Source organism: Actinoplanes sp. NPDC048988 (genome assembly GCF_043197815.1).
In the GTDB taxonomy this organism is placed as follows: Bacteria; Actinomycetota; Actinomycetes; order Mycobacteriales; family Micromonosporaceae; genus Actinoplanes.
This window is the reverse complement of record NZ_JBICTW010000022.1, coordinates 17,469-33,010: the sequence shown is the minus strand read 5'-3', so window position 1 is coordinate 33,010 and position 15,542 is coordinate 17,469. Positions and strand designations below refer to the sequence as shown.

The window sequence follows — 15,542 nt, the reverse complement described above, 5'->3', positions numbered from 1 at the left end:
GCCGAGGTCTCAGGCGGTGGACGCCGCCCGTACGGCCTCAAGATCGCAGGCCATCCAGCGCCCGGGGTCCACCTCGACGAAGCCTTGCGCCGCGTAGACCGGCTGGGCGTCGCGGGTCGTCAGGAGCAGACGCTTGAGGCCGAGCGCCGCATAGTGGTCGCGCACGCTCCCGACGAGCCAGCCGCCGAGGCCCTTGCCCCGGTGCGCCGGATCGACGTAGACGTCGCACAGATAGGCGAAAACGGAGTCGTCGGTGATCACACGCGCGACGGCCACCTGCACGTCGCCGAGATAGATGCCGAACGCGTCGGACCCGTCGAGGGCCGCCCGCATCTGTTCGAGCGACCGGCCCTTGGCCCAGTAGGCGTCGGTCGACAGCCACCGGTGCACCAGCGGGAGATCGATCCGCTCCCGCTCGGAGCTCAACTCGTATCCGTCGTCACGGCTCGCACACAACACGACCGTGAGTGAAGCCTGGATCTTGCCGGCCCGCCACCGGAATCCCAGGGTTCTAGTCGTCGCCGTCGGGAACGAGCATGTTGAGCAGCCAGCTCACGACGCCGACGAGCAGGGCGCCGAGGACCGCGCTCGGCCAGAAGTCGTCGACGTGGAACGGCAGGTCGAACTGGCCGGCGATCCAGCTGGTCAGCAGGAACAGCAGCCCGTTGACCACCAGCGCGATCAGGCCGAGCGTAAGAACGTAGAGTCCGCACCCCACGATCTTGATGATCGGCCGCAGGACTGCGTTTACCACGCCGAAGATGACCGCCACGATCAGCAGCGTCACGACCTTCTGGGACGTGGAGTCGGTCGTCAGCTCGATGCCGTCGATCAGCACGGTCGCCAGCCACAGCGAGAACGCGGTGATCAAAAGCCGGATGATGAGGCCCATGGCCCGGAATCGTGCCACGCCCGCGCCACCAGGCACGACACCACACACCGATCTTGTCGATGTCGTTGACGAAGATCTCCCCTATATCGGCCGTCAGCGGCCCGGCGGGCCGACCAGCTGGGTCTCGATGGGGGTGTGGGCGAGGGCGGCCCACCGGACGGCCCGTCGGTTGACCACGCCCACCATGTCGGGCCGGATGCGGGTCATCCACTGGGCCACCTCGCCCAGGCCCAGCGCCCCGCCGATCAGGGTGGCCTCGTCGGGGCGGAGCGGCTGGAGGATGAGCAGGTCGGCGCGGGAGGCCACGTCGACGTCGGCGGCCGAGAACTCGTCGCGGACGACCAGCGTGGCCTGCCAGCCGGCGCCGGGCCGGTTGTCGGAGCCGACCGGGCCGATGTCGACGACGACCAGCAGGGGCTGAAGGGCCGAGCCGGGGGCGATCTCGACGGGCCGCCCGGGCGGCACGACCGCGATCGACTCGCCGGGGACGGCGGCACCGCGGACGAACGGCTCCCAGGCCCGTGGCCGGGCCGTCTGGACCATGACCCGCGCGCCCAGGGCCATCGCCCGCAGAACGACCAGCTGGGCGCAGCGGACCCCGCCGACCAGCAGCACGCGGGTCTGGTCGGGACGGAACAGCCGGGCCACCACCGGGTTGCCGTGCCGGTTGCGGCCGAGCATCAGGCCGGACGCGCCGACCGGCAGATCAAGGCCCTCGAGCTGCTCGGCCGGCTGGACGCCGTCGGGCGGCAGACCCGGCACGACCGACGGCGTGCCGCCCAGCGGGAGCGTCGCGGACAGGCCGGACAGGTGCTCGCCGTCGAGCCGCCGGACACCGGCCCGCTCGGCCGCGACCAGCTTGTGCAGGGCCTGGGTGGCGGCGCCGAGCGCGTTGGCGTCGGGGGCGGCGAGCCGGATCGTGAGGTCGAGCGGGGTCGGACCGTGCGCCGGCCGCGGACCGGCCGTCAGCGACACCGTGGTGGCCGAGGCCGGCAACGTGAGCAGCCGGGACACCAGCCGGCGGGACGTCTCGACGCGAGGGTCGGGCCATCGGCGGAGCTGGAAGGTGCTCTGCGCCAGCCCGCCGACCCGCAGGCCGGGCCACGTCTCCTGAGCCCGGTCGGCGCCATCGTCGTGCGCCAGCTCGGCGATCACCCGCATCGCGGCGGCCTCGCCGAGCGGCCGGGCGGGCACCGCGGACAGCCGCCGGACGAGCTTGCGCACCAGGCCGGACAGGGAACGGTGCAGCTCGTCGGGCGCCCAGCCCTCGGCGCGCAAGACCCGGACGGCGAGCAGGGCGCGGCTGTGCCCGAGCAGGCGGCCCTCGGTGAGCTGACGGTACGAGTTGGCCGGGGTGCCGGCGCCGGCCCGCAACGACGGCGCCGGGGCGCCGGTCAGCACCAGCTGGATCAGGACCGGCGGCAGCTCCGCCCCGGCCGACGGCAGCAGCGAGGCGGGGGAGGGCAGCGCCGCCGACTCCTCGGCCAGCAGCCCGGCCGGATCGCCGAGCTCGAGCACGGCGGTCAGCCCGTGACCGTCCACAATGATCGCCGCCGGGTCGCCGGCCAGATCGGTCTGTTCCACGCGCGCCCCGGGCGCGACGAACTCGAGCAGCGCGGCCGGCGAGGTCGCGGCGGCCGCCGAATGCCGCCGGCCGCCGAAGCGGAGCATCACGCCGAACCACTCGAACAACCAGCGCCGGCGCAGTCTCAACCAGGTGACCGCCAAGAGGAGCAGGGCGACGGCGACACCCGCCACAAGGCCGATGGGCCCGTTCAGCGCGCCGATCACGATCGCCACCGCGGCCACCTGAGTGGCGACGAGCTGACCGGCTCTGACGCCGAACAGCCGTCCACCCCGGACCGGGCCGTTGCTGACCTTGGGTGACGGCCGGGCCGGTCCACTGAGGTCGCGGTAGTCGCGTTCCCCCGCCACACCAACCGTCATGTCACACCGCCCCTCGCGCCGCATTCCTGCTTGTGCGGGCCCATCGTATGGGCATCGGCCCACCCTCGGGGCGCCCTGTGGACAGAGCTGAGTTATCCACAGGTTCCGATTCCGAGCTTTCTCGTCTTGACGAACTTCGCTACGGTCGGCGACGTACCTGAAGAGTAATCGGCCGCTCACGGCATGCCCCAACGGCTTGTTTTCCGGGGCTAGCCTGGTGGCCACCGTCGATACGTCAACGGATCTCGGCGATCGGCGAACCGAACGAGAGAGCGGGGTGACGTCCGGGGTGGCCCAGACGCAGGCAGAATCCGCGGTGATGGCGAAGACCGCCGCGAACTTCGACGACGTGAACGCGGGGCTTCAGCAGATGCTGAGCACGCTCATGTCCGAGCTTTCCGTGCTGAGCAGCGCGTGGAAGGGTCTCGGCGCGGCCGCGTTCGAGCAGGTCAAGGTGCAGTACGCGGAAGACCTCAAGAAGCTCAACGCGGCACTCGCGCAGACCGCCGATTCGATCAAGGTGTCCGGCGTCGGCTACGACACCTCCGACACCGAGGCCCAGAGCCGGGTGGCCAACTCCGGCGGCAGCTTCCAGCTGCCGCTCTGACGGGGAGAGAAGACATGCCCAACGACGGAGTTCTGCTCGTCAACTTCGGCGCCCTCCAGAACGCCAGCGCCGACATCCAGAAGGCGATCAGCACGCTGCAGTCCCGGCTCGACCAGCTCGAGAGCAACGCCGCTCCGCTGGTGGCCACGTGGGAGGGCGAGGCCAAGGAGGCGTACGCGCAGCGGCAGGCCACGTGGCGCGCGGCGTCCGCCGACCTGCAGAGCATCCTGCAGAACATCAAGGTGGCCGTCGACCAGTCGGTCGACGACTACATCCACACCGAGAAGGCGGCGACTCAGCGCTTCCAGTGAGCGCCGATTTATCCCGCGGCGGCCGGGCAGTCGACAGTGACTGCGCCGGCCGTTCCCTTTAGTCCGTTCTTGCGAGACTTGGTGTCCCCCGAACGCGTACTAGCCGAAAAGTCCGATGACGCTACTATCGGTTGTCGGCTGGTTGCTGCCGGCTACTGATCAAGGCGCATCGGAGACCTTCCGAGCGCGTGCCGAGGGCGTCGTACACCTGCTTTACTTCTCCGCGTACTGCCGCCCATTGTGATCGCGGCCTGACCTTGTAGGTTGTACGCGTTGAGATGGCCTCGTCGCGCGTGGGGAGAGGTGGACGTGTCCGAGTGGGAGCCGGCTACGGACGCCGAGGTCGCGATGCGCGATGCGTTGCGCACCGACGACCAGGAGTCGTACTTCCGCATTCTCTCCGGGGTTGACCTGCTGTTGCCGGTCTCGGCCGACGCCCTCGCGGGCCTCGCGCCGCTCGGCTGGGGCACCTGGAGCACAGGCGGGCGCACCCATGTGCTCGCTTTCACGTCGACCGCCGCGTTGCAGGCCTGCCTGGCCGACTACACGGGCTCGGCCCGGCGCGTTCCGTACCAGGAGCTTGCCAACACCTGGCCCAACCTCGAGTGGTGGCTCGCGGTCAACCCCGGCCTGCCGATCGAGGGCTACCTGCCGGCATGGTTCGTCGCCCAGCTCTCCCGGGGCGACCTGAGGCTGCCCACTCGCGGGCCGGGCCGTGAGGCGACCCCGGCGTCGGCCAAGATGCAGGACCTTCAGGCCGCCGCCCTCGCCGCCAACGCGGCCGCCACCGGCCAGGAGGAGGCCGCCCGCCCGGGTGGGCCGACCACCGACGCGGCGCCGGTTCCGGCGACGGCGGCCTACCCGCAGTATCCGTCCTCGGTCGCCCCGCCCAGCGCGTACGGCCAGGCGGCCAGCGCGGCCTACGGCGAGGGGAACACGCCTTACGGCCAGCCCGTGAGCACCCCGCCGGCGTACGAACCGCCGGGACAGCCCGCGCCCAGCGCACCCGCCGCCTACGGCCAGGCCGCCGGTGCGGCCCCGGCGTACGGGCAGCCGTACGGCGGAGCAGCCAGCCCGGCCGCGCCCGGTTTCGGCCAGCCGTCCAACCCGGCCCCGCCCGGTTTCGGCCAGCCGTCCAGCCCAGCCGCGCCCGGTTTCGGTCAGCCGGCGAGTCCGGCCGCGCCCGGTTTCGGTCAGCCGGCGAGTCCGGCCGCGCCCGGGTTCCGTCAGCCGGGTAGCCCCGCCGCGCCTTCTTATGGGCGACCCGTCAGCCCGGCCGCCACACCGATCAGCGCGCCCCCGGTCAGCGGTCCAGGCGGAGCGTACGCCGGTCAGCCGGATGCCTACTCCCGGTCCGCCGGCCAGCAGCCGCCCGCCGCCCTTCCCTCCCGCACCCAGCCGCCGACCGCCCAGCCGCCGTCCGCTCAGCCGCCGGCAGCTCAGCCGTCGGCAGCTCAGCCGCCGGCAGCTCAGCCGCCGGCCCTTCAGCCGGCCGGGCCCTCCAGTGCCGAGCCGATCGGACCCGGTGGTCTCCCGATCCGTACCCCCGGCAGCGTGATGCCCAGCGGCCTGCCCGCTCGCACGCCGTCCTCGGCCTCGTCCGGTCCCGCGTCCGCGGCCCCGCTTGCTCCGCCGATGGCGCCGCCGCCGGCGACACCTCCCCGGCCGGCCTCCGCGGCCCCCTTGGCTCCGCCGCCCACCGTGCCCTCGGCCTACCAGCCGCCGTCCATCCCGATCGCCCCGGCGTCCGGGATCCCGTCCTCGGGCATTCCGGCGTCGAGCGTTCCCGCTTCCGGCATCCCGTCGTCGAGCATTCCCTCCTCGAGCATTCCGGCTTCGGGCATCCCGGCTTCGGGCATCCCGGCCTCCGGCATCCCGGCCTCTGGGCCGCCGTCGACGCCCACGCTCGGTGGCGCGTTCGGCGCTCTCGGGAGCCGCCGGTCGGCCCCGCCGAGCGACCTCCAGGACCCCAACGCCCCGCTCCCGGTGCGCAACCCCGGCGCCAACACCCCGCCCGTGCCCGAGCACTTCGTGCCGAGCGACCCCGCCGAGAGCACCTTCGACCCCGGCTGGGCCCAGCCCACCGTGGCCACCCCCGCCGGCGGTCTGCCCCGGCGCACCGTCACCCCTCCCGCCGACGAGCAGCGTGGCGGGTTCCCGCAGGGCCCGGCCTCCCCGCAGGCCGCCGCCGTGCAGCAGACCAGCCCCGCCGTGCAGCAGACCAGCCCCGCCGTGCAGCAGACCAGCCCCGCCGTACGGCAGACCAGCCCCGCTCAGCCGGGTGGGCTCGGCGATCAGCCGGGCAGCGAGCCCGGCCGCGGCTTCGGCACCCCGCTGCCCCGCCGCCAGGCCACCTCGCCGTCGGCCGGGCCGCCTCCCTCCATGACGTCGTTCCCCGCTTTCCAGACGCGCTCCGACGCCGCCCGGGCCGAGGCCCCCGCCGACCGTCTGGCCCCGCCGGTCATTCCCGGTTCTCCGGGCAACGACCGCCTGGCCCGGCCCGGCGGTCAGCCCGCCCCGGCCGCTCCCTCGTACGGCACCCCTCCGCCGGTCGAGCCTTTCGTTCCGGCCAACGACGTCGAGCGGGAGCTCTTCGACGCCGCGGGCGGTGGCAGCACCGACGCTTTCCTCTCCACCCTGCTGCTCGCCACCGTTCTCGTTCCGGTCGCCGACCACTCCCGCCCGGGCAGCGCGCCCGGTGAGTCCGGTTTCGCCTTCCGTACCGAGCAGATGGACGGCGAGGCCTTCCTCATTGTCTTCACCAGCAAGGATCGGCTGGCCGAGCACTACGCCCAGCCCACGCGTACGGTCGGGGTCCGGTTCTACGAGCTGATCCGCAACTGGCCCGACCCGGCCTGGTCGTTCGCCGTCAACCCGAACAGCCCGATCGGCGCCAAGTACCCCGGCCCGCAGGTCATCGCCCTGGCCAACTGGGCCGCCGACGCCGGCCTGGGCACCGACCCGGACGCGCCCCTGGCCGAGGACGCGGCTTCTCCCGTGCCCGCGCCCGAGCCGGCCAGCGACGACGCCCAGCACGCAACCGTCATGCAGAAGACACTTCCGCCCGACCAGGTCGACTACTACCTGGAGCGGGGTTACGACCGGGTGGCCGGCTTCGTTCACCGGGCGACCGAGGTGGAGCACCTGCGTACGCCCGGCGAGCTCTTCGCGGCCCTGGGGCTCAGCTATGACGGCTCCCAGCATCAGCCGGACGCGAAGGAGGCGTTCGTGCTGCGCTGGCCCGCGTACCGGCCGAGCCTCTACCGGATCCCCTACGGCGGCCAGAACGAGCAGGCGCTGCGCGCCATGGACGGCTGGGTGATCGAGCGGGCGCCGTTCCGGGGTAACGGGTTCGCCCCGGGCGAGGGCCGCGACGTGATCGCCGAGTTCAAGGTGGACAGTGTGCGGCTGCCGCACGGCTCGCAGCTGTGGCGGATCGACGCCGACGGCAACGAGCGCATGGTGGCGATCTTCGACAACGACGGACCGCTGTGGCGCCGGGTTGGTGAGCAGTGATGCGCGACGGATATGTGGCTACCTGGCAGGGCCGGGAGTACGACGCGGTGCCGGACGGCGACAACGTCCGGATCTACCGCACCGAGCCGGCGGACGGCTTCGAGGAGGTTCGGCCCGGCCGGTACGTGCGGGTGCTGACCCCCAGCGAGTACGAAGAGCTGGTCTACGTGCGAACGACCTGTTCGTGGCGGGGCGCGCCGTTCATCGTGCTGGCCGAGACCGATTCGTGGCTTCGGGTGGAGTACGCGGGTGGCCGCGCCCCGATCGCCCGCCAGCTCGGCCTCGAGGAGTTCGACTTCGGCGTCTACCAGGGCTGGGCGCCGATACACGAGGTCTCCGAGCTGCACGAGCAGCGCATCTAGCTGGTCTTGGCCCAGCGGAGGACTTCGCCGGTGACCACGTCGGTCGCCTCCTGGTGCAGGAAGTGGCCGGCGTCGGGGATCAAACGCCACTCGTACGGGGCGATGACGTACCGCCCCGAGCCCTGAGCCGTGCGCGGGAGCGTCGCCGTGTCGAGCTCGCCGTGCAGCTGCAACGTCGGGGTGATCAGCGGTTTCTGCATGAGTTTCACGAAGCGGTAGCCCTGCAGCCGGATCGCGCTGCGGAAGACCCAGCGGTACGCCTCAAGCGCGCAGAACGCCGCCTGCGGGATCTGCATGGCCTCGCGACATCGGCGTACGTAGTCGTCGAACTCGGGTGTCTCTCTCCACTGGGGACCGGTCCAGCGGGTCATCAGTTCGCCCACCATCGCCGCGTCATCGCGGGTGAGCACGTGCTCGTAGCGGGGCACCTGGAAGCGCAGCGCCGACGTGGAGGCGGAGAGCTGGCCGCGCGGGTCGGCGAACAGCGCCGCCCGCAACCGCAGCGGATGGGCCGCACCGAGCACGACCAGGCGGTTGACCAGCTTGGGGTGGAACGCGGCGGCGGCCCAGGCGATCATGCCGCCGGCGCCGGCTCCCACGATTGTCGCGTTCCGCTCGCCGAGGGCGCGGATCGTGCCGGTGACGTCGGCCGCCATGGTGTAGCCGTCGTAGCCGCGCGGCGGCTTGTCACTCGCGCCGTAGCCGCGCAGGTCCATCGCGACGGCCCGGAAGCCGGCGTCGGCGACCCGGGGCAGGATGTCGTGCCAGGCCCACCAGAACTCCGGGAAGCCGTGCAGGAACAGCACCAGCGGGCCGGTGCCGGCCTCGACGACGTGGAAGCGGCTGCCGTTGGCGCCGACGAATCGATGTGTCCATGGGCCGTCCACCAGCACGCATGACTCATCTACCCGTCCGCCCATGGCCTCCAGGGTAGGCGCTCGCGTCAGCCGGTCGCGACCATGGCCCGTACGAGCGTGCCGGGCTGGCCTTTGCCGCAGTTGACTTTCGTCGGCCCGGGGTTGACGCGGGCCCGGATCGGGCTGCCCTTGGTGACCGGGACAGTACTGACCGTGTAGAGGCTCCAGGTGGTGCCCGCGTCGTCCTTGACCGTCACGCAGGAGCCGGAGGCGGCCGTGACCGTGCCGTTCACCCAGCCCGGCTGGAAGCCGCCGACGTTGGGCACATGCACGCCGGCCGGGCGGCTGGGGGCCGCGGTCCGGGTCGGTGCCTTCGTCGCGGCCGCAGTCGGCTGGACGGCGACGGTAGTGGCCAGAGACGGGACGGGAGCAGGCGCCGAGGTGGTGGGTGCCATCGTGACGGTGGCGGGCGCGCTGCTCGTGGCGGTGGCCGTGGTTGTGAGGGGAGCAGCGGGCGGCGCCGCGGAGACGGGCGGCGTGGAGTCTTTCGAACACCCGCTGAGCACCACTATGCCGAGGGACAGCGCTACCGCCGTACCCCCAAGGACCTTGACCATGGAACCCCCGTGACCGAAGCGCCGCGGCCCGAGAAGGGCCGCGGCGCCACAGCGTAGCGGAAAGTCAGTCCTCCGACTTGGTGCTCTTCATGCCCGACGAGATCAGGTCCATCACCGCGGAGTCCTGCAGCGTGGTGACGTCGCCCAGCGAACGGTGCTCGGCCACGTCCTTCAGCAGGCGGCGCATGATCTTGCCGGAGCGGGTCTTGGGCAGCTCGGGCACGAGCATGATCTGGCGCGGCTTGGCGATCGGGCCGAGCGTCTTGGCCACGTGGTTGCGCAGGTCGACGTTGAGCTTCTCGCCCGCGTCGCCGTCGGTGTCCACATTGCCCCGCGGGATCACGAACGCCACGATCGCCTGGCCGGTCGTCGGGTCGGTCGCGCCGACCACCGCCGCCTCGGCGACCGACGGGTGCGACACCAGGGCCGACTCGACCTCGGTGGTGGAGATGTTGTGTCCCGAGATCAGCATGACGTCGTCGACCCGGCCCAGCAGCCAGATCGCGCCGTCGTCGTCCTTCTTGGCCCCGTCACCGGCGAAGTAGATCCACTCGTCGGAGGAGCCCGAGCCGGACCCGGCGCCGAAACGCGACCAGTACGTGTCGATGAACCGCTTGTCGTCGCCCCAGATCGTGCGCAGCATCGACGGCCACGGGTCGCGCAGCACCAGGAAACCGCCGCCACCGTTCGGCACCGACTGGGCCTGGTCGTCGACGACGTCGGCCGTGATGCCGGGCAGCGCGGTCATCGCCGAGCCGGGCTTCGTCGCCGTCACGCCGGGCAGCGGCGAGATCATGACGCCGCCGGTCTCGGTCTGCCACCAGGTGTCGACGACCGGGGTCCGGTCGTGGCCGATGTTCTTGCGGTACCACATCCAGGCCTCGGGGTTGATCGGCTCACCGACGCTGCCCAGGATGCGCAGCGACGACAGGTCGTAGCCGGCCGGGATGTCGTCGCCCCACTTCATCATCGTGCGGATGAGCGTGGGCGCGGTGTAGAGGATCGACACCTTGTACTTGTCGACGATCTGCCAGAACCGGTCGCGGCCCGGGGTGTCCGGCGTGCCCTCGTACATGACCTGGGTGGCGCCGTTGGAGAGCGGGCCGTAGACGATGTACGAGTGGCCGGTGACCCAGCCGATGTCGGCCGTGCACCAGTAGACGTCGGTCTCCGGCTTGAGGTCGAAGACCGCGTGGTGCGTCCACGACGTCTGGGTCAGGTATCCGCCGGTGGTGTGCAGGATGCCCTTCGGCTTACCGGTCGTGCCCGACGTGTAGAGGATGAAGAGCGGGTGCTCGGAGTCGAACGCCTGCGCCTCGTGCTCGGTGCCGGCCTGCTCGACGGTCTCGTGCCACCACTTGTCCTTGTCGGTCCAGGCGACTTCCTGGCCGGTGCGGCGCACGACGAGCACGTTCTCGATGCTGGGGCACTGAGCGACGGCCTCGTCGACGGTCGGCTTGAGCGCCGACGGCTTGCCGCGCCGGTATCCGCCGTCGGCCGTGATCACGAGCTTGGCGTCGGCGTCCTTGATGCGGGTGGAGAGCGCGTCGACCGAGAAGCCGCCGAAGACCACGCTGTGCGTCGCGCCGATGCGCGCGCAGGCCAGCATCGCCACCGCGGCCTCGGGGATCATCGGCAGGTAGATCGCAACCCGGTCGCCGGCGCCGACACCGAGGCCGGTCAGCGTGTTCGCGGCCTGGCTGACCAGCTTGAGCAGGTCGCTGTAGGTGATCGTGCGGGTGTCGCCGGGCTCGCCCTCCCAGTGGATCGCCACCTTGTCGCCGTTACCGGCCTCGACGTGCCGGTCGACGCAGTTGTAGGCGATGTTCAGCTCGCCGCCCACGAACCACTTGGCGAACGGCGGGTTGGACCAGTCGAGGACCTGGTCCCACTTCTTCGCCCAGGTGAGGCGGTCGGCCTGCGTGGCCCAGAAGCCGAGCCGGTCGGCGGCGGCCTCCTCGTACGCGTCGGCCTTGACGTTGGCGTCGGCGGCCACCTGCTCCGGCGGCGGGAACTGCCGCGTCTCCGATGACAGGTTCGCCAATGTCTCGCTCATGAGGGCGGCTCCTCTTCACTGCTGACCGGGGCTTCTTCGTTGCACATTAGTCAGGCCTGATGTGACCGGCGAGGGTTGCGTCACCCAGCGCGCCGGGTGGCATCATGGGCGCGCTGGATGACCGGCCCTTGATCGGTCCTGCGCGAATCTTGCCAGTTCCGCGCCAATTTGTGCAGCCCAAGTTTCGATACTCTTACCGGCGTGGATCCACTCGCCCCGCTGCTCGAGCTTGCCGACGTCGCCCCCGCCCTCACCGAGGCGCGCGATCGCGTCGACGCCGCCATGCGGCACCGCGCGCTGCGCCGGCACGGCGGTCAGGTGGCGGCCGAGGCCAGTCTGCGTGGTGCCGTGGCCAGCGCCGCCCTCGAGGGCAACGTCCACGACCTCGACGACGTCCGCGGCGGCACGGTCACCGATCCGGTGGTCCAGGGCGCCCTGCGCGTCGCCGAGAGCCTCGGCGGGCTCGTCGACCTCTGGCCCCGGGCGCCCCGTCAGGTCCTGGCCAAGCTGCACGTCCTGGCCGGGCGCGGGGTGGTTCCGGCCGCCGATCTCGGCCGCCTCACCGGCGCCGCCGACCGCGTCGACGCGCTTTCCCGCCTGGTGGCCGGCAACGACCGGACCCCGCCGCTGCTGCTGGCCGCGATCGTCCACGCCGAGCTGATCACGCTGCGGCCGTTCGCCGGGCCGGCCGGCGTCGTGGCCCGCGCCGCCGCCCATCTCACGCTGATCAACCGCGGCTTCGACCCCCGGGGCCTGGTCGCCGTCGAGATCGGCCATCACCGTCGCGAGCCGGAGTACGTCGGTTCGGCCGGCGCCTACGCGACCGGGACACCGGACGGCGTCCGATCATGGCTGCGCCATTACGCCGCAGCTGTCACGGAGGCGGCCGATGAGATCACCAGCATCGGCGATGGGGTTCTCGCCTCCGTCTGATCGGTCAGTCTTTTTCACACACCGCCGGATCATGACAATTCCGCTGGAATACTCGCTCGCGTGGAGACGACCTGGGAGCGCCCCTATACGCCGGGCACGGGACGTTGGCTGGTAATCGGCTGGGAGATTGCTGCATTAGCGTTGCTGGGCTGGACCACGGTCCGCCAATTCGATCTCAGCGGCCACGGCATCCGCGTGCTCGCCGGGGTCCTGGCCGCCGTCTGGGTGCTCGGCGCCTACCGCATCCTCCAGATGGGCGCCTACATCGGCCCGGCCGGCCTGCGCATTCGCGGCCTGCTGCGATCACACACGATGAGCTGGGACGACGTCGCCCACGTGCGCCTGCACAAGGCCACGCACAAGCTCGGCCCGTGGGAGATCGAGAGCGGCCTGACGGTCCTCATCGAGCGCGCCGACGGCTCCACGGTCAACACCGAACTCTGGGCACAGGGCGTCGACTTCCACTCCCGCCCGAAGCTCTTCAAGGCCGTTTATCACGAACTGCGCAACAGGCATCTAGAGGCAAGAAACCCCATTTAGTACGCGTTCTCGAAGAGCCCCGCTTCGTCGCACCGGCTGGGTGCAACTCTTTCTCCTCGCCGACGACCGGCCGGTTCGGTTCTCACTCTCGAAGAAAACCCCGAAAAATAGAGCCGGCGTCCCGCATGGGGCGCCGGCTTTGCGCGTCCGGACCGGGTTATCAAGCGTGCACCTGGGTCGTTGTCGACGGTCCAGAGCCCCGCGGGTCCGCTGTGGGAGCCCGGTGGCCCAGGTCCCGCCGCAACGTGCCTGCCGTGGCTGATCGCGCGTGGGTTCCCGGTGGCCGTGCACGAGATCCGAATTACGGACCTTCCGGGAATCCCGGACCTTCCGCTTCTCGCCTCGCCAGTTCTTTCTACGCCCGTCGCGGCTTGATCGCCAGGGTTTCGGGCCCTCCAAGTGGCTGCGGCAAATTACTCAGACCGAAGGCATTCGCGCTGGTCATTGACCTTGTGCCCGATGTGGTTGATGAGTCCCGCGGTACGTCTCGGGGATGGCGAATCTTCTTGACGGCCTCCGCTTGACTCTGTACCATTCGGTACACTGCGCTTCGACGAGTTTCGAGGCGCTCTCTGCTGCGGCCTCGCGGATCGTGGGCCGTCTGATCTCTTCGATCTCACTGGGCGGGGGCTGTAATGCCGCGGACTCTTCTCGATCGTTCGGATGCCGTTCTGGCCCTCGCCGGTGTCTTCCGGCGCAGGGGGTTCGAGGGCGCTTCGCTGTCGGTCATCCAGCAAGAGACCGGCATGGGGCGTGGCAGCCTCTACCACTTCTTCCCTGAGGGGAAGACGGACATGGGGCGGGCGGTGCTCGCCGAGGTGCAGGCGTGGTTCGAGGAGCAGGTGTTCGAGCCGCTGCGCGCCTCCGAAGACGCGGACAGCGCCGTGGTGAAGATGGCGCGGACGGTGGAGGAGTACTTCCTCTCCCGCCAGCGGGTGTGCTTGTTTGCCGTGATGGCTCTGGGTGGGGAGCGGGAGACCTACGCCGAGGCGGTTCGGATCTACTTCTCCGACTGGGTCGGGCTGCTGGCTCAGGCGCTGGGCCGCGGCGGGATCGCGGAGCAGGACGCGGCCGATCTGGCGATGGACGCGGTCGCGACGATTCAGGGCGGGCTGATCCTGGCGCGTGCTCTCGACGACGATGCCGTGGTGGTCGGGACCGTGGCTCGCGTAGAGCGCCGCTTGCGCGACGCCCTGCCCTGAATCCTCGTCCACGACGTGTCCTGAGACACCCCTAAGGCAGGTCACGGCGCTGCCTGTTGACACCCCTGCTCCGCGTCTGTACTTTTCAGTACAGCCAGTACCGATCGGTACAGCTCCACTCTGAAAGGTGTGACACCATGTCGCGTCCGCCCCTGCCGCCGTTCACCGCCGCCACCGCCGCCATCAAGGCGCGCGCCGCCGAGGACGCTTGGAACACCCGCGACCCCGAGCGCATCTCCCTCGCCTACAGCGAGGACAGCTGGTGGCGTAACCGCTCGACCTTCGTGCAGGGCCGCGCCGCCATCGTCGACTTCCTCGCCGGCAAGTGGGAACGTGAACTCGACTACCGGCTCATCAAGGAAGTCTGGGCCTACACCGGCGATGTCATCGCCGTGCGCTTCGCGTACGAGTACCACAACGCCGAGGGCCAGTGGTTCCGCGCCTACGGCAACGAGAACTGGCGCTTCGATGAGGAAGGGCTCATGACCCACCGTCACGCGAGCATCAACGACGTCGCGATCGAGGAGTCCGAGCGCAAGTTCTTCTGGGACAACTCCGGCCCCCGCCCGGCCGACCACCCCGGCCTGAGCGAACTCGGACTGTAACGGCGCCAACCATCCTCGGCCGAGCCGGGACAGCCCGGCGGCCGTCTCGGCCGAGCCGGGACAGCCCGGCGGCCGGGCGCGGAGAACGAGCCGCGACAAGCGGCCCCTGTCGTATCGGGTCGCCGGCCCGACGGTGGATTCGACGAGTGGGGGCCGCGCGACTCCGTACAGAATCAGGCCAAGGCTTTGGTGCGCCGATGGCGTGCGTAGATCGCGATGCCGATACCGACGCCGACGCCGACGCTGAGAGCGGCGGCGACCGGAACCGCCGGCCGATCGCGCAGGCGCCGGCTCAGCGGGATGGGATGCCGGAATTCGAGGATCGGCCAGGCGTTCTCGACGGCCGCGCGACGCAGGGCGCGATCGGGATTGACGGCGCTGGGATGGCCGACCGCCTCGAGCATCGGCAGGTCGGTGACCGAATCGGAATAGGCATAACACTCGGCCAGGTCGTAACCGCGCTCGGCGGCCAGCTCGCGGATGCCGACGACCTTGCTCGGGCCGGCGGCGTAGAACTCGACCTCGCCGCTGTAACGGCCGTCGACGATGCTCATCCGCGTCGCGATGACGTCGGTGATGCCGAGCAGCGCCCCGATCGGGCGGACCATCTCGTCGCCCGAGGCGGAGACCAGCACGACGTCGCGCCCGGCCGCCTGATGCTCGGCGATCAGCGTCGCGGCCTCGGCGTAGACGTAAGGGTTGATGAGCTCCTCGAGCGTTTCCGCGACGATCTGCTGCAACTGCTCGACGCGCCAGCCCTTGGACAGCGCCGCGAGGTAGTCCCGCGTGCGGCCCATGGTCTGCTCGTCGGAGCCGCCGCCCAGCCGGAACATGAGCTGTGCGTAAGCGGATTTGACGACGTCACGGCGGCTGATCAGGCCATCACGGTAGAAAGGCCGTCCGAAGGCCAGCGCGCTGGACTTGGCGATGACGGTCTTGTCGAGGTCGAAAAACGCGGCACTGAGGCCCACGGGCGGCAAGTGTAGCCGTACCGGGCCGTGGTTCGCGGCCCTCGGCGCGTCGATGCCCCGATGGTGACGCGCTGTGAAAACGGTCAGACAGGCAGGGTTATCCCACTCGGACACAATCGGTACTCG

General features: G+C 70.8%; 15 protein-coding genes. 8 read left to right on the top strand and 7 right to left on the bottom strand.

Annotation, left to right across the window (positions count from 1 at the left end):
- Window positions 1–9 precede the first annotated feature (9 nt).
- The 3 genes from ACGFJ7_RS41500 to eccE form a co-directional block, all read right to left on the bottom strand.
- On the bottom strand, window positions 10–459 hold the full coding sequence (locus ACGFJ7_RS41500) for a GNAT family N-acetyltransferase (RefSeq protein WP_360260481.1): 450 nt from the start codon (window positions 457–459) through the stop codon (window positions 10–12).
- A gap of 52 nt (window positions 460–511) precedes the next feature.
- The gene (locus ACGFJ7_RS41495; RefSeq protein WP_360260478.1) at window positions 512–892 is read right to left on the bottom strand and encodes a phage holin family protein; all 381 of its coding nucleotides are present in this window, start codon (window positions 890–892) and stop codon (window positions 512–514) included.
- Between the two features lie 93 nt (window positions 893–985).
- Window positions 986–2,839, bottom strand: coding sequence for a type VII secretion protein EccE (gene eccE, locus ACGFJ7_RS41490; RefSeq protein WP_392647537.1), 1,854 nt, complete (start codon window positions 2,837–2,839; stop codon window positions 986–988).
- Window positions 2,840–3,116: 277 nt separating this feature from the next.
- Here eccE and ACGFJ7_RS41485 point away from each other — a divergent pair, with 277 nt between their 5' ends.
- The 4 genes from ACGFJ7_RS41485 to ACGFJ7_RS41470 all read left to right on the top strand — a co-directional run bounded on the left by ACGFJ7_RS41485 (window position 3,117) and on the right by ACGFJ7_RS41470 (window position 7,635).
- Complete coding sequence (locus tag ACGFJ7_RS41485; RefSeq protein ID WP_392647535.1) at window positions 3,117–3,446, top strand: WXG100 family type VII secretion target; 330 nt, start codon at window positions 3,117–3,119, stop codon at window positions 3,444–3,446.
- 14 nt (window positions 3,447–3,460) lie between these two features.
- Complete coding sequence (locus ACGFJ7_RS41480) at window positions 3,461–3,757, top strand: WXG100 family type VII secretion target (protein WP_360260472.1); 297 nt, start codon at window positions 3,461–3,463, stop codon at window positions 3,755–3,757.
- A 309-nt stretch (window positions 3,758–4,066) separates the two neighbouring features.
- Window positions 4,067–7,273: an SseB family protein gene (locus ACGFJ7_RS41475; protein ID WP_392647533.1), complete on the top strand. Its 3,207-nt coding sequence runs from the start codon at window positions 4,067–4,069 to the stop codon at window positions 7,271–7,273.
- On the top strand, window positions 7,270–7,635 hold the full coding sequence (locus tag ACGFJ7_RS41470) for a hypothetical protein (RefSeq protein ID WP_360260467.1): 366 nt from the start codon (window positions 7,270–7,272) through the stop codon (window positions 7,633–7,635). Before ACGFJ7_RS41475 ends, ACGFJ7_RS41470 begins: the two co-directional genes overlap by 4 nt.
- Here the strand turns inward: ACGFJ7_RS41470 and ACGFJ7_RS41465 are convergent.
- The 3 genes from ACGFJ7_RS41465 to acs form a co-directional block, all read right to left on the bottom strand.
- Entirely contained in the window at window positions 7,632–8,555 is a 924-nt protein-coding gene (locus ACGFJ7_RS41465) for an alpha/beta hydrolase (RefSeq protein ID WP_360260465.1), read from the bottom strand. The two genes, ACGFJ7_RS41470 and ACGFJ7_RS41465, sit on opposite strands and share 4 nt — an antisense overlap.
- Window positions 8,556–8,578: 23 nt before the next feature.
- Window positions 8,579–9,109 carry a hypothetical protein gene (locus tag ACGFJ7_RS41460; protein WP_392647531.1) on the bottom strand — a complete coding sequence of 177 codons (531 nt, stop codon included), beginning with the start codon at window positions 9,107–9,109 and terminating at the stop codon, window positions 8,579–8,581.
- Window positions 9,110–9,173: 64 nt separating this feature from the next.
- On the bottom strand, window positions 9,174–11,165 hold the full coding sequence (gene acs / locus ACGFJ7_RS41455) for an acetate--CoA ligase (RefSeq protein ID WP_360260460.1): 1,992 nt from the start codon (window positions 11,163–11,165) through the stop codon (window positions 9,174–9,176).
- Between the two features lie 201 nt (window positions 11,166–11,366).
- Here acs and ACGFJ7_RS41450 point away from each other — a divergent pair, with 201 nt between their 5' ends.
- From ACGFJ7_RS41450 to ACGFJ7_RS41435, 4 genes are all read left to right on the top strand, one after another.
- A complete protein-coding gene (locus ACGFJ7_RS41450; protein WP_360260457.1) occupies window positions 11,367–12,098 on the top strand; it encodes an oxidoreductase in 732 nt (243 codons plus the stop codon).
- A 60-nt stretch (window positions 12,099–12,158) separates the two neighbouring features.
- Window positions 12,159–12,638, top strand: coding sequence for a PH domain-containing protein (locus ACGFJ7_RS41445; protein WP_360260455.1), 480 nt, complete (start codon window positions 12,159–12,161; stop codon window positions 12,636–12,638).
- Between the two features lie 635 nt (window positions 12,639–13,273).
- Window positions 13,274–13,840, top strand: a complete 567-nt coding sequence (locus ACGFJ7_RS41440; RefSeq protein ID WP_360260453.1) for a TetR/AcrR family transcriptional regulator — start codon at window positions 13,274–13,276, stop codon at window positions 13,838–13,840.
- 137 nt (window positions 13,841–13,977) lie between these two features.
- Window positions 13,978–14,445: a nuclear transport factor 2 family protein gene (locus tag ACGFJ7_RS41435; RefSeq protein ID WP_360260450.1), complete on the top strand. Its 468-nt coding sequence runs from the start codon at window positions 13,978–13,980 to the stop codon at window positions 14,443–14,445.
- 173 nt (window positions 14,446–14,618) lie between these two features.
- Here ACGFJ7_RS41435 and ACGFJ7_RS41430 read toward each other — a convergent pair whose 3' ends face one another.
- Window positions 14,619–15,416, bottom strand: a complete 798-nt coding sequence (locus tag ACGFJ7_RS41430; protein ID WP_392647665.1) for an HAD family hydrolase — start codon at window positions 15,414–15,416, stop codon at window positions 14,619–14,621.
- Window positions 15,417–15,542 lie beyond the last annotated feature (126 nt).